The sequence below is a fragment of the Erythrobacter sp. NE805 genome (assembly GCF_046452355.1).
Lineage (GTDB): Bacteria > Pseudomonadota > Alphaproteobacteria > Sphingomonadales > Sphingomonadaceae > Erythrobacter.
On record NZ_JBKFDI010000003.1, the window covers coordinates 1 to 13,905 of the forward strand.

The 13,905-nt window shown below is 71.1% G+C and carries 12 protein-coding genes and 1 pseudogene; 4 read left to right on the forward strand and 9 right to left on the reverse strand.

Annotation, left to right across the window (positions count from 1 at the left end; translation table 11 throughout):
• The 9 genes and pseudogenes from ACLBKU_RS11360 to ACLBKU_RS11400 form a co-directional block, all read right to left on the reverse strand.
• A pseudogene (locus ACLBKU_RS11360) lies at positions 1-192 on the reverse strand (lytic transglycosylase domain-containing protein); the annotation flags it as partial.
• A 147-nt stretch (positions 193-339) separates the two neighbouring features.
• Positions 340-1,014, reverse strand: a complete 675-nt coding sequence (locus ACLBKU_RS11365) for a response regulator transcription factor (RefSeq protein WP_410179671.1) — start codon at positions 1,012-1,014, stop codon at positions 340-342.
• 289 nt (positions 1,015-1,303) lie between these two features.
• Positions 1,304-2,323: an aldo/keto reductase gene (locus ACLBKU_RS11370; protein WP_410179672.1), complete on the reverse strand. Its 1,020-nt coding sequence runs from the start codon at positions 2,321-2,323 to the stop codon at positions 1,304-1,306.
• 115 nt (positions 2,324-2,438) lie between these two features.
• Positions 2,439-3,179: an SDR family NAD(P)-dependent oxidoreductase gene (locus ACLBKU_RS11375; RefSeq protein ID WP_410179673.1), complete on the reverse strand. Its 741-nt coding sequence runs from the start codon at positions 3,177-3,179 to the stop codon at positions 2,439-2,441.
• A 33-nt stretch (positions 3,180-3,212) separates the two neighbouring features.
• Positions 3,213-4,355 (reverse strand): acyl-CoA dehydrogenase family protein, encoded by a 1,143-nt coding sequence (locus tag ACLBKU_RS11380; protein ID WP_410179674.1) that lies wholly within the window; start codon positions 4,353-4,355, stop codon positions 3,213-3,215.
• Positions 4,356-4,965: 610 nt separating this feature from the next.
• A complete protein-coding gene (locus ACLBKU_RS11385) occupies positions 4,966-5,337 on the reverse strand; it encodes a hypothetical protein (protein ID WP_410179675.1) in 372 nt (123 codons plus the stop codon).
• A gap of 28 nt (positions 5,338-5,365) precedes the next feature.
• On the reverse strand, positions 5,366-6,181 hold the full coding sequence (locus tag ACLBKU_RS11390) for a ferredoxin--NADP reductase (protein ID WP_410179676.1): 816 nt from the start codon (positions 6,179-6,181) through the stop codon (positions 5,366-5,368).
• Between the two features lie 135 nt (positions 6,182-6,316).
• Positions 6,317-7,366: a Fe(3+) ABC transporter substrate-binding protein gene (locus ACLBKU_RS11395; protein ID WP_410179677.1), complete on the reverse strand. Its 1,050-nt coding sequence runs from the start codon at positions 7,364-7,366 to the stop codon at positions 6,317-6,319.
• A 64-nt stretch (positions 7,367-7,430) separates the two neighbouring features.
• Positions 7,431-8,453, reverse strand: coding sequence for an ABC transporter ATP-binding protein (locus tag ACLBKU_RS11400; RefSeq protein ID WP_410179678.1), 1,023 nt, complete (start codon positions 8,451-8,453; stop codon positions 7,431-7,433).
• 96 nt (positions 8,454-8,549) lie between these two features.
• Between ACLBKU_RS11400 and ACLBKU_RS11405 the strand changes: the two genes are divergently transcribed.
• From ACLBKU_RS11405 to bchO, 4 genes are all read left to right on the forward strand, one after another.
• Positions 8,550-10,148, forward strand: coding sequence for an ABC transporter permease (locus ACLBKU_RS11405; protein WP_410179679.1), 1,599 nt, complete (start codon positions 8,550-8,552; stop codon positions 10,146-10,148).
• Positions 10,149-10,342: 194 nt separating this feature from the next.
• Positions 10,343-11,344, forward strand: a complete 1,002-nt coding sequence (bchI, locus tag ACLBKU_RS11410) for a magnesium chelatase ATPase subunit I (protein ID WP_410179680.1) — start codon at positions 10,343-10,345, stop codon at positions 11,342-11,344.
• Complete coding sequence (locus tag ACLBKU_RS11415) at positions 11,341-13,032, forward strand: magnesium chelatase subunit D (protein ID WP_410179681.1); 1,692 nt, start codon at positions 11,341-11,343, stop codon at positions 13,030-13,032. The genes bchI and ACLBKU_RS11415 overlap by 4 nt, the downstream gene beginning before the upstream one ends.
• Positions 13,029-13,904 carry an alpha/beta fold hydrolase BchO gene (gene bchO / locus ACLBKU_RS11420; RefSeq protein ID WP_410179682.1) on the forward strand — a complete coding sequence of 292 codons (876 nt, stop codon included), beginning with the start codon at positions 13,029-13,031 and terminating at the stop codon, positions 13,902-13,904. Before ACLBKU_RS11415 ends, bchO begins: the two co-directional genes overlap by 4 nt.
• The last annotated feature ends 1 nt before the right edge of the window (position 13,905 follow it).

Below are 13,905 nucleotides of genomic sequence, written 5' to 3' on the forward strand. Positions count from 1 at the left end.
AAGGTCGTCGGCGACCACCGTCTCGGCGGCGGCGGCAGCGGCGGGTGCGGCGACCGGCGAGCGCCCGGCCTGCGGGCCCGACACCCAGCGTGCGCCCTCGGGGCCGAGCTCCATGACATCGGCATGGGCCGGCACCGCGCAAAGGCTCGTCGCGGCTGCGAGCGCGAGACCGCCCGCCCGGGCAAGAATCATTCCGGACCCTCCAAGAAAGCGCGCGCGGTCTAACCCAAAATAGCCTCGTTTGACACCTCTTATGATGCCCGCGCGGCTCGGGTCACCGCATCGGCGGGGGGCATGGCGTGCGGGTGCCGGGAGGGGGATGGGGCGCATCGATCGATCTCAGCCGGCGTCGAAGACGTAGCCCATCGAGCGCACCGTGCGCAGCGGATTGCCCCCGCCCGCGGCTTTGATCGCGCGGCGCAACCGGCCGACCCAGACGTCGACCGTGCGCTCGTCGATCGGCGGCTCGCGCTTGCCGAGCCCGGCGATCAGGTCCTCGCGGGTCAGCACCCGGTTGGGGTTCTCGGCGAGGAAGCGCAGCAGCCGGAACTCGTTGGGCCGCAGGACGATCGGCTGCCCCGCCCAGCGCGCCTGGAGCGCCGCGAGGTCGATGGTGAGCGCGCCCACCTCGAAACGTCGCGGCGCCTGGCGCTCGGCGGTGCGCGATTGCAGCGCGAGCACCCGGTCGAGCACCGCGGTGCGGGTCAGCGGGCCGACCACGTAGTCGTCCGCACCGGCCCGCAGCGCGCGGCGGCGGTCCTCGGGATCGTCGGCCTCGAGCACCATCGTCACGTGCGCCTCGGCAGTGCGCGGATCGGCGCGCAGGCGGCGGCACATCTCGAGCCCGGCAAGCTCGGGCATCACCCAGTCGACGAAGGCCCACATCGGCCCCTCGACGAGGCGCAGCGGCCCCTCGGGGCCGAGCCTGTCGAAGGTGAAGCGGCGCTGGTCGTGCACGAAGTCGGCAAGGCCGTCGCCGAGGTCACCGGTCAGGAAGATGTTGATGACGTCCATTCTGCGCGGCGGCCCCGGTTTCGGAGAATCGCGTGGCGCAGGCGTGTGACGGGACTGTGACCGAATTTCAATTGTGTGTCATGATTGGTTTGGCGGCCACCTGTGGTGGCGCAGACCTCCCGCCCCATTCCTCCCCGTTCCGCAGGAATGGGGAGGTGGCGCGCGCCGCAGGCGCGTGACGGAGGGGTCATGCGGCCGGGCTTCACCCCTCCGTCACCGCTTCGCGGTGCCATCCTTCGACAGGCTCAGGACAGGCTCTCCCCATCCGTTCCGGACGGGGAGGGACTGGTCAGAGCACGCTCACCCGGTCCATCGCGGGCACCGGCATCCCCATCCCGGTCGGGAACTTGGGGCGGTAGGGCGCCTCGAGGCCTGCGGCCTCTTCGGCGCTGAGGGTGATGTCGAGCGCGCGGACGGCGTCGGCGATGTGCTCGGGCCGGGTCGCGCCGATGATCGGGGCGGTCACCTGCGGCTTGGTGAAGTGCCAGGCGAGGCCGATCGTCGCCATCGGCACGCCCCGCGCCGCGGCGACCTGCTGAACCGCCTCGACCACCGCGCGGTCGGCCTCGTCCTCGGCCTTGTAGAGCGCCTTGCCGACCACGTCGGTCTCGCTCCTGACGGTGCTCTCCCCCCAGGGCCGGGTGAGGCGGCCGCGGGCGAGCGGGCTCCAGGGGATCACGCCGACACCCTCCACGCCGCACAGCGGGAGCATCTCGCGCTCCTCCTCGCGGTAGAGGAGATTGAGCTGGTTCTGCATGGAAATGAACCGCGTCCAGCCGTTCGCCCGCGCCACCTCCTGCGCGCGGGCGAACTGCCAGGCGAACATCGAGGAGGCGCCGATATAGCGCGCCTTGCCCGCCTTCACGATGTCGTGGAGCGCCTCCATCGTCTCCTCGATCGGCGTCTTGTCGTCCCAGCGGTGGATCTGGAAGAGGTCGACATGGTCCATGCCGAGGCGCGTCAGGCTGTCGTCGATGGCGGTCAGCAGCGCCTTCCTCGACAGGCCCCCGCAATTGGGGGCGTTGCGCCACACCCCATAGGCCTTGGTCGCGACCACGATCTCGTCGCGCCGGGCCATTTCGCGCAGGAGCTTGCCGGTGATCTCCTCCGAGGTGCCGCCCGAATAGATGTTGGCGGTGTCGAAGAAGTTGATGCCCGCTTGCAGCGCCTCGCGGAAGAAGGGTCGCGCGGCGTCCTCATCGAGAAGCCAGTCGCCGTGCCAGCCCTTGGAGGTGTCGCCATAGCTCATGCACCCGAGGCACAGGCGCGAGACGGTGAGGCCGGACTTGCCGAGGCGGGTGAACTGCATGGGGCGCGTCTCCTTCGCGAAATCCTACAGCGGGCGCGGGCGGCGTGTAGGAAAAGTTTCGTTCAATGGGTCCGAAAAGCCGGTTTGCGGGAGTGTTTCATCAACTTGCGCCCCCTCAGGAGAGGGTCAGCCCCCCGTCCACCACCAGCGTCTGCCCGGTGATGTAGGACGAGAGCGGCGAGGCGAGGAACAGCGCGGCGCCCGCCATGTCCTCAGGCGTGCCCATGCGGCGCAGGGGGATCTTCCGCAAGGACGCTTCGAGCCGCTCCGGGTGATCGGTGGTGACCGCAGTGAGCTTGGTCGGCACCAGCCCCGGGGCGATGCCGTTGACCCGGATGCCGTCCCGCGCCCAGGCCTCGCCCAGCGTCTTGGTGAGGCTCGCCGCACCGGCCTTGGAGGCGGCGTAGGCGGGGGTGCCGATGGTCGACTTGAAGGCGGCGACGCTGGAGACGATGATGATCGTGCCCTTGGTGGTGGCCAATGCCGGATGGAAGGCGCGGGCGGCGTCCATCACCGAGTTGAGGTTGACGTCGACCACGGCGTCCCATCCCTCGCGGGTGAATTCCTGCCGCCCGTAGCGCACCGTCCCCTGGCACAGCACCAGCACGTCGAGCGGGCCGAAACCCTCCGCCAGCCGCCCCGCCGCCGCGCGGTCGGTGAGGTCCAATTGGCGGTAATCGAGCCCGGTGAAGTCCGAATCCTCGGCTTCCAGATAGTCGCCGAAATCGGGCCGGGTGCCGGTGACGGTGACGCTCGCCCCGTGCGCGCGGAAGCCGTGGGCGATGCCGTTGCCGATCCCCGACGATCCGCCGATGACGAGGACGCGGCGGCCGGTGAAGTCGAGCGGTTCGGTCATGTCAGGCCCCTCCCAAGGCGCTTGCGTGCCTCCTCAGATCGAGCGGCTGATCACTTCCTTCATGATCTCGTTGGTGCCGCCGAAGATGCGGGTGACGCGGGCGTCGCGCCACAGTCTCGCAATCGCGTACTCGTTCATGTAGCCCGCCCCGCCGTGGAGCTGGAGCGCGGTGTCGCAGGCCTCCCACTGGAGCTCGGTGTGCCACAGCTTGGCCGCGCTCGCCTCGTCGGTGGTGAGCTCGCCCGCGAGGTGCTTCCTGATCGCCCAGTCGAGATGCGCCCAGCCCACTTGCAGCTTGGCCTTGAGGTCGGCGAGGGTGAACTTGGTGTTCTGGAACTCGAACACGGTCTTGCCGAAGGCGGCGCGCTCCTTGGTGAACTTGACCGCCTCGTCGAAGGCACGCTGCGCCGCCGCCTGCGCGCCGACCGCGATGCCGAGGCGTTCCTGCGGCAGCTCCTCCATGAGGTGCACGAAGCCCATGCCCTCGGCGCCCAGGATGTTGGTCATCGGCACGCGGCAGTCGTTGAAGAACAGCTCGGAGGTGTCGGCGGCGTGCTGGCCGATCTTGTCGAGATTGCGCCCCCGCTCGAAGCCGGGGGTGTCGGCGTCCACCAGCACCAGCGAAATGCCCTTGGCGCCCTTCTCGGGATCGGTCTTGGCGACGACGATCACGCAGTCGGCGTTCTGGCCATTGGTGATGTAGGTCTTGGAGCCATTGATGACGAGGTGGTTGCCGTCCTTCTTCGCCGTGGTGCGGATGCCCTGGAGGTCGCTCCCTGCACCCGGCTCGGTCATGGCGATCGCGGTGATGATGTCGCCGCTGACCATGCCGGGGAGATACTTGGCGCGCTGCTCGGGGGTGCCGAGGCGCTCGAAGTAGTTCGCGGTGATGTCGTTCTGGAGGGTGAAGCCGGCCGAGGAGCCAAGGTAGGAGAGCTCCTCGGTCAGCACGCAGTTGAAGCCGAAATCGAGCCCGAGCCCGCCGTTCTCCTCCTTGACGGTCATGCACAGCATCCCCGCATCGCCGACCGCCTTCCACACGGAGCGCGGGACGATGCCGTCGGCCTCATGCTGGTCCATGTGCGGGGCGACGTGCTCGGCGAAGACCTTCCGGACGGTGTCGCGGAAGGCCTCGTGGTCTTCGTTGTAGGCGGTGCGATGGGCGGTCGCGAGCATGGGGGTTCTCTCCGGAGGACGGGTTGCGTTTTGCCACGATAAAGCCGCGCGGGCGGGCGGGGGTCAAGCGCGAAAGTGGGGGTGGGGTAAGCCTTCTGACCTGTTGCCAGCATCCCCGATCAAAGCCATCATCCCGTGATGAAAACAGTTCCTGCGCTTCTTGCCCTCTTCGCCGGTTCGGCATGCTCTGCACAATCGAGCGAGCACGAAGCGATCATGGAGACCTCACGATCAAGCCTTGGCCGCCACGCAGGGAAAGGCTGGACAATCACGTTGGTTTGACGACTATCTCGAACTGCCAACAATTCTGGATGGCGGGTGTGACGCGGTTACTATCATCTACGATCCGCACACCAAGAAGGTCGAGAGCGCGGAGTGCAACGGGGACGCGTGATATCAACCCCACGTCATCCCAGCGCAAGCTGGGACCTAGGGCGGCGAACGCTGCCGTGTGAGGCTCTAATGCCCCAGCGTTCGCTGGGGTGACGGAGAGATCTGAACTCAAGATCCTTCGTCACCCCGGACTTGATCCGGGGCTAGGCTTCTACTTTTCGGTATTCGACCAAAGGGCAGCCAAGCCCCGTGTCAAGCACGGGGCGACCTTCTACTCTCACCCCCGCTGGCAGAGCACCAGCACGCGCAGGGTGTTGCCGCTGCCGGAGAAGACCGGGGTCGCATGGCCGACGGGCAGGGTCTCGAGCAGCGTCGCAAGCCGCGGCGGGAGGCGGTCGGGCGTCACGCGGGCGTTGCGCACCACCTCGGCGCCGAGCTCGCCGGCAAGCTTCACCGCCTCGGGGCAGGAGCGGATCGCCCCGGTGCGGGTCTTGAACTCGCCGGTGGCGACCTTGCCGGGGTGAAGCGAGAGCTGGATCAGCGCGTAGCTGACGGGGGCGGGCGCCTCGCTCGGGGCTGCGGCAGGCTGCGCGGCGGCGGGGGCAATGGCCAGCGCAGCGGCCAGCAAGGCGGGCGTCATCCGGGCCATGCCTCCCCTCCCCGCGCCGTGCCTCGCGTCAGCCGACGAAGGCGCGTTCGATCACGAACTGGCCGGGCGAGGCGTTGCTGCCCTCGGTGAAGCCGCGGCGTTCGAGGTCGGCGGCGTGGTCCTTGATCATCGCCATCGAGCCGCACAGCATCACGCGGTCCTCGTCCGGAACGAAGCGCTGCGGGCCCTTGGACTGTTCGAACAGTCGCCCGTCATCGATCAGCTGCTGGATGCGGCCCTGGGTGTGGAAGGGCTCGCGCGTGACGGTCGGCACGTAGATCATCCGCGCGCGGTCTTCGTCCTCGAGCAGCGGGTCGCCTTCGAGCTTGCTCTCGAGCAGCTCGCGATAGGCGAGCTCGGCGACGTTGCGCACCGAGTGGACGACGATCACCTCCTCGTACATCCCGTAGACCTCGGGATCGCGCACGAGGCTCATGAAGGGCGCCAGCCCGGTGCCGGTCGAGAGCATGAACAGCCGCTTGCCCGGCAGCAGCGCGTCGGTGACGAGCGTGCCGGTCGGCTTCTTGCCGAGGTAGATCGGGTCGCCGACCTGGATGTGCTGGAGGCGCGAGGTGAGCGGACCGTCCTGCACCTTGATCGACAGGAACTCCAATTCCTCGGCGTAGGAGGGCGAGGCGACGGAGTAAGCCCGCAGCAGCGGCTTGCCGTTGTCGCCCGGCAGGCCGATCATCACGAACTCGCCCGAACGGAAGCGGAAGCTCGCCGGGCGCGTCATCTTCAGCGTGAACAGCCCCTCGGTCCAGTGGTGGACAAAGGTGATCGTTTCGATCGAGAGCGCCGCGCTTTCGGTGAACTGGTCGCGGTCGATGATGGGAGGGTTCACGCTCTAGCCTCGGATGCAGCAGTGGGGCCGCCCGGAAAGGGGCGGCGGGATGGGGCGCGCAAATGGACTAGTGGCGCGCCCCCTTCAAGACAGTTTAGCGTTAGGAGGTGAAAGGGTGCCTTGGTTTGCGCCGCGTCAATTCCACCGCGCGGCGTTGTAGAGCTGGGCCGCCCGCGCCTCGTTCCTGCCGATTTCCGACGCGCTCAGCGGGTCCGCCTTGAAGGTGCCGAGCGCCTCGACCGCCGAGGTCGGGGCGACGCCCTTGGCGGCCGGGTACTCGTTGTTGCCGTTGGCGAGGTACTTCTGCGCGCTCTCGGAGGAGAGATATTCGAGGAACTTGATCGCGTTCTCACGGTTGGGTGCGGTCTTCACCAGCCCCGCGCCGCTCATGTTGACGTGGGTGCCGGTGGTCGCCTGGTTGGGGAAGATGATCCCGAGGGCATCGAGCACCTTGCGCTTCTCGGGGGTGGCAAAGCGGGCAAGGTAATAGGTGTTGACCAGCGAGATGTCGCACTCGCCCGCCGCGACCGCCTCGATGTTCGAGACGTCGTTGCCCTGCGGGGGGCGCTGGAAGTTGGCGACCACGCCCTTCGCCCAGGCGCCCGCCTTCTCGGGCCCGTCATGCGCGATCATGCTGGCGAGCAGCGCGATGTTGTAGACGCTCGAGGAGGAGCGCATGCAGATGCGGCCCTTGAACGCCGGGCTCGCGAGGTCCTCGTAGGTGGCGAGGCCCTGCGGCGCGCCCTTCGCCTTGTTGTAGATGATGATCCGCGCCCGGGTGGTGAGCGCGAACCAGCGCTTCTGCGGATCGCGCAGGTTGGCGGGGATGCGCTCCTCGAGGACCTTGGAATCGACCGGCGCGAGGATCCCCGCCTCCTCGGCGCGCCACAGGCGCCCGGCGTCGGTGGTGATGAGCAGGTCCGCCGGGCTGAACTCGCCCTCGGCCTGGATGCGCTCGATCAGCGCGTCGGCCTCGGCCTCGATGCGGTTGACCTTGATGCCGGTCGCCCGCGTGAAATCCTCGTAGAGCGCGAGGTCGGTGTCGTAGTGGCGCGAGGAGTAGATGTTGATCTCGCCGGTGATCGGCTTGCCCTCAGTGGCGGCGGTCTCGCCGTCGCTGTTCGCGCAGGCGGCGAGCAGGCCGAGGCTGAGGCCGGCGAGCGCGGCGAGAAGGGTTCTTTTCATGGGGAGAGGCTTTCCGGTCAATTCTTGCGAATGACTTGCAATAGAATGCCCGCGCGCGCAAGACCTATCTGCGCGCGAAGGCTCTGACGCTGCCCGGATCGGGAAGCACCGAATAGGTCTTGTCCGGATCGACCGGCAGCGCGGTCTCGACCGTGATGCTCGCCCCGTCGGGGCTCTCGATCAGCACCCGGGCACGGGTGCCGAGGGGGTGGACGTCGCGCACCCGGCAGCCGCGCGGATCGGGGACGGGCACCAGCCGGTCGGCCTGGACGAGCAGGTCGAGCGCGCCCGCCTCCTCCGCCAGCTCGCCGATCAGCGCGGTGAAGGGCCACAGGCCGAAGACCGTGTCGAGCCCCTCGGCGCGCCATGCCCCGGCGATCACCTGCGCGCCGCCGAAGATCGCGCCGACCGCAGCGGTGGCGGGGGCCTCGTGGAGCTCTTGCGGCGTGCCGAACTGGACGATGCGCCCCGCCTCCATCACCGCGATCCGGTCGCCGATGTCGAGCGCTTCGGCGGGGTCGTGGGTGACCAGCACGACCGTCGCCCCCGCCTCGCGCAGCAGGATGCGGCACTCGCGGCGCAGGCGGCGGCGCAGCACGATGTCGACGCTCGCGAAGGGTTCGTCCATCAGCAGCACCTGCGGCCCCGGCGCCATCGCCCGGGCGAGCGCGGCGCGCTGCTGCTGGCCGCCGGAAAGCTCGTGCGGATAGCGGCCGCCCATCCCGGCAAGCCCGACGCGCGCGAGCCAGCCCTCGGCCTCGCCGCGGCGCTCCCGGGGGAGCCCGAAGGCGACATTGGCGGCGAGCGTCATGTGCGGGAACAGCGCCCCGTCCTGGAACACGAGGCCGACGGGGCGCGCCTCGGGCGGAGGGCTGCGGTGCGCATCGGCGAGCACCTCGCCCGCCAGCACGACCTCGCCCTGCTGCACCGAGAGCAGCCCCGCCGCGAGGCCGAGCAGTGTTGACTTCCCGCAACCCGAAGCGCCAAGCAGGCAGGTGATCTCCCCCGCGGGCGCGGTGAAACTCACGTCCTCCAGCGCCCTGACGGGCCCGTAAGCATGGGCAATATGACGGAATTCGAGGCTCAAGTGACCGATCCAGCCCAGTCTGACGCGGGGTTGCGAGTGAGCCGCATTAGGCGTTTTGCTTGGCCAAGCGCAAGCGGCGGCGCAGGCTGGTGGAGCGTGGCGGCGCTGGTCCTCGCGCTGCTGGCGGGCGTGCCGATCCTCGCGATCCTTTGGGAATCGCTCGCCGGCGACGCGGGACCCTTGCGCGAACTCGCCGCGACGGTGCTGCCGACCTACGTCCTCAACACCGCGCTGCTGATGCTGCTGACCGGGACCTTCGCGGGGGTGACGGGGACGGGCACCGCCTGGCTCATCGCCGCAACGCGCTTTCCGGGGCGCCGGGTGCTCGGCTGGGCGCTGGTCCTGCCGCTCGCGCTCCCGGCCTACCTCTCGGCCTATCTCTATGCCGACATGCTCGACTACGCGGGTCCGGTGCAGAGCGCCCTGCGCGGGGCGACGGGCTGGAGCGCAGGCGACTACTGGTTCCCCGACATCCGCTCGCTGCCGGGCGGCGCCTTCGTGCTCGGCTCGGTGCTCTACCCTTACGTCTACCTCCTCGCCCGCACCGCCTTCGCCACGCAAAGCGTGACCCAGTTCCGCGCCGCGCGCAGCCTCGGTGCGCCGCCGCTGCGCGCTTTCCGCCACGTTGCCCTCCCCGCCGCCCGGCCCGCCATCGCCGGGGGCCTCGCGCTGGTGCTGATGGAGGTGCTCGCCGACTTCGGGGTGGCCGACTACTTCGCGATCCCGACCTTCTCGACCGGCATCTTCCGCAGCTGGCTGGCGATGGGCGACAAGCCCGCCGCGCTCAAGCTCGCGGCGGTGATGCTGCTGTTCGTGATCGCGCTGGTGACGTGGGAGGCGCACACCCGCGCCGGGCGCAGCGACAGCCGCGACGGCCTCGCCGCGCGCGAGGGCGACGAGCCGCTGGTGGCGCTCACCCCGCTCGGCAAGGCGCTGGCTTTCGCCGCGTGCCTGCTGCCCGTGCTCCTCGGCTTCGCCATCCCGGCGGGCTATCTTGTCACCCTCGCGCTCAGTGATACCGCGCGGGCCGCGGCCGGGGACCTTGCGACCTATCTCGGCGGGAGCCTGCGTCTCGGCGCGCTCACCGCGGGCCTGTGCCTCGCGGTCGCGCTGCTGCTCGGCTTCGCCCGCGCCCGCTCGACCTCGCGCGTGACGGCGGGCGCGATCCGGCTGGCGACGCTCGGCTACGCGCTGCCCGGCGCGCTCCTCGCGGTCGGCCTGCTCGCGCCGCTCGGAGCGCTCGACGTCACCCTCACCCGCTTCGCCCGGGACAGCCTCGGCTGGAGCGGCGGCCTGCTGCTGACGGGGACCAGCGCAATCCTCGTCTATGCGCTGGCGGTGCGCTTCCTGACGGTCGCCTACAACAGCGTCGGCGGCGGCCTCGCGCGTATCCCCCCGAGCCTCGACGCCGCCGCGCGCAGCCTCGGTGCCGGGCCGTCGCGGGTGCTCGCCCGGATCTACGCCCCGCTGCTCGCCCCGAGCCTCGCCGGGGCCGCGGCGCTCGTCTTCATCGACACCCTGCGCGAGCTTCCGGCGACGCTGATCCTGCGGCCCTTCAATCTCGAGACCCTCGCCACCCGCACCTACCGCCTCGCCGGCGACGAGCGGCTGGTCGAGGCGGCGATTCCGGCGCTGATCCTGCTTGCCGCGGGGCTGCTGCCGGTGCTGGTGCTGAATCGCTTGTCCCGCCGCTGACGCATCGGGAGCAGACACCCCCCGCCCCGCCTCCCCACCTGGCCACCATAGCCTGATGGTATCGTTGGTGGTCGGGTGGGGAGGCGGGGCGGGGGGTCTGCCGGTTCGCGCAAGCGAACCGCGCGAACGAACTGTCCAGCCAGCTTGTCACTCCCCCTTGTCCAAACCCGGCTTGTCGCTACAAGGTGGCGAGAATGGCACGCTTCCCCTTCTCCGCGATCGTCGGTCAGGACGAGATGAAGCAGGCGCTGCTGATCGCGGCCGTCGACCCGAGCATCGGCGGGGTGATGGTGTTCGGCGACCGCGGCACGGGCAAGAGCACCGCCGCCCGCGCGCTCGCCGCGCTGATGCCGCCGATCATGGCCGCCGAGGGCTGCCCCTATGGCGGCTCGAAGGAGGATCAGGCGCGCTATCCGGGCGTGGTCGGCAGCGGCAGGATGGTGAGCCGCCCCGTCCCCTTCGTCGACATGCCGCTGGGCGCGACCGAGGACCGGGTGATCGGCAGCCTCGACCTCGAGCGCGCGCTCAGATCGGGCGAGAAGGCCTTCGAGCCCGGGCTGCTCGCCAAGGCCCATCGGGGCTTCCTCTATATCGACGAGATCAACCTCCTCGAGGACCATCTCGTCGACCTGTTGCTCGATGTCGCCGCCTCGGGCGAGAACGTGGTCGAGCGCGAGGGGCTTTCGGTGCGCCACCCGGCGAAGTTCGTGCTGATCGGCAGCGGCAACCCCGAGGAGGGCGAGCTGCGCCCGCAGCTGCTCGACCGCTTCGGCCTCTCGGTCGAGGTGCGCACCCCCAAGGACATCGAGACGCGCATCGCGATCATGAAGCTGGTCGCCGAGAACGAGGCCGACCCCGCGGGCTTCGCCGCGCGCTGGGCGGAGGAGGACGCGAAGACCCTGAAGCGCATCGCCAGGGGCAAGGCGCGGCTCGCCAAGCTGGTGCCGGGCGAGGACGTGCTGCGCGATGCCGCCGAGCTGTGCCTCGCGGTCGGCGCCGATGGCCTTCGCGGCGAGCTCACCCTGATGCGCGCGGCCCGCGCGCTGGCGGCGCTCGAGGGCGCCAAGAGCGTGACCCGCAAGCACCTCGTCGCGATCGCCCCCAGCGCGCTCCGGCACCGGCTGCGGCGCGACGTGCTCGACGAGACCGGCTCGACGGTGCGCATCACCCGCGCCCTTACCGAGCTGTTCGGATGACCCCCGAAGCCGCCGACCCGCTGGAAGACGCGGTGCTGGCGGCGCGGCTTTTCGCCCTCGCGCCGAAGGTGTTCAAGGGGCTGGTGCTGCGCGGAAGCAGCCCGGCGCGCGAGGCGCTCGTCGCCGCGCTCGGCGAGGCGATCCCCTTGCGCCGCTTGCCCGGCCACATCGACGACGAGCGGCTGCTCGGCGGCATCGACCTCGCCGCGAGCCTCTCCGCGGGGCGCCCGGTCCGCCAGACCGGGCTGATCGAGGAGGCCGCGGGGGGCGCGCTGATCGCCCCGATGGCCGAGCGGATCGACGCCGGCGTCGCCGGGCGGCTCGCGCAGGCGCTCGATGACGGCGCGACCGCGCTGGTGCTGCTCGACGACGCCGCCGAACCCGAGGAGGCGCCGCCGACGAGCCTTGCCGAGCGGCTCGCCTTCCCCTGCGACCTCGCCGCCTCGCGCCGCTGGCAGGAGGTGACGCTCGAGCCCGCGCGAGGCGGCCTCGCGGCGGTGCAGCCGCTCGAGGAGGCCCAGCTGCGCGCCCTTGCCGCGACCGCCGCGGCGTTGGGGGTGGACTCGATGCGGGCGCTGATCTTCGCCGGTGAGGCTGCGCGCGGGCTTGCGGCGCTGGCGGGTCGAACCGCCGCCGACGCCGCCGACCTCACCGGCGCCGTGCGCCTCGTCCTCGCACCGCGCGCCACCCGCCTGCCGCCGCAGGAGGCTCCCGAGGAGGCCCCGCCCGAGGACCAGCCACCCCCGCCGCCCGACGGCGAGCGGGACGAGCAGTCCGACAGCGACCGGCAGCAGCAGGACCCCGACCTTTCCGAACTGCTCGTCGAGGCGGCGCGGGCGGCGATCCCCGCCGACCTCCTCGCAAGCCTCGCCCAAGGCAAGGCCCCGCGCCGCGCGCAGAGCAGCGGCACCGGGCAGAGGCGCAAGGCGGCGACCCGCGGCAAGCCGCTCGGCGCACGCCCCGGAAGCCCGCGCGGGGGCGCGAAACTCGCGCTGATCGACAGCTTGCGCGCCGCCGTCCCCTGGCAAGCCGTCCGCCGCCGCGAGGCGCCCGCGTCACCCTCGGCGATCCTGATGCGCAAGGAGGACCTGCGGATCCGCCGCTTCGAGGAGCGCGCCGCGCGGGTGACGATCTTCGCCGTGGATGCGAGCGGATCGGCGGCGGCGGCGCGGCTCGCCGAGGCCAAGGGTGCGGTCGAGCTGATGCTGGCGCAGGCCTACGTCACCCGTTCGGAGGTCGCGCTGGTCGCCTTCCGCGGCACCTCCGCCGAGCTGCTGCTTCCCCCCACCCGCTCGCTGACCCGCGCGCGGCGGCGGCTCGCGGAACTCCCCGGCGGAGGCGGCACGCCGCTCGCGCTCGGCCTCGCCGCCGCGCGCGAGGTCGCCGAGAGCGTCATCGCCAGGGGGCGGAGCGCCGCGCTGGTGATCCTCACCGACGGGCGCGCCAACATCGCCGCCGACGGCTCGCCGGGGCGAGGGCAGGCGAAAGAGGACGCCGAGGCCGCCGCGCGCGCCATCGCGCGCGCCGGGATCGACGCGCTGGTGATCGACATCGCCGCCCGCCCCGGCCCCGAGGGCGCGGCGCTCGCGAGCGCGCTCGGCGGACGCTTCCTCGCGCTCCCGCGCGCCGACGCGAAGATGCTCCAGGCGGCGATCAGTGCCGTCCAGCCGCTCGGCCTTGCGGCATGAGCCGGCTCGACTGGAACCGCGAGGGGCAGATCTGGCCGCACCGCGAGGCGAGCAGCTTCATCGCGGCGGGGGCCAAGCGCTGGCACGTGCAGCGCATGGGAGAGGGACCGCCGCTGCTGCTGCTCCACGGCACCGGCGCCTCGGTGCACTCGTGGCGCGGGGTCATGCCGCTCCTCGCCCGCACCCACGCCGTGACCGCGATCGACCTCCCGCGCCACGCCTTCACCACCGGGCACGACGCCTATGCCATGAGCCTCCCCGCGATGGCCGCCGCGGTCGCCGGGCTGCTCGAGGCGCTGGCGCTTCGGCCCGCCGCCATCGTCGGCCACTCGGCCGGGGCGGCGATCGCGCTGCAACTCGCGCTCGCGCACGGTCATCGCGGCCCCATCGTCGGCCTCTCCGCGGCGCTGCGTCCCTTCCCCGGCCCTGCGGCGCAAATCTTCCCCGCCATCGCCAAGGCGCTGTTCGTCAACCCCTTCGTGCCGCGGCTCTTCGCGGGCACCATCGACATCGCGGGCGGGACCGAGCGCTTCATGTGGCGCTCGACCCGCTCGCGGATCGATGCCGCGGGCATGGCCTGCTACCGCACGCTGCTCAAGAACCCCGAGCACGCGGGCGGGGGCCTCGCGATGATGGCGAACTGGGACCTGCCCTCGCTGCGCGCACGGATCGGCGAAGTCGCGAACCCGGTGCTGCTGGTCCACGGCGCGCGGGACCCGGCGATCCCGCTCGAATGGGCGCGGGAGGCGGCCGGATGGCTCGCCGACGCGCGGCTTGAAGTGCTCCCCGGTCTCGGCCATCTTGCCCACGAGGAAGCGCCCGAGGCAGCCGCCGCGCTGATCGCCGCCTTCCTGGCTGAAGCGGAGGCGTAGC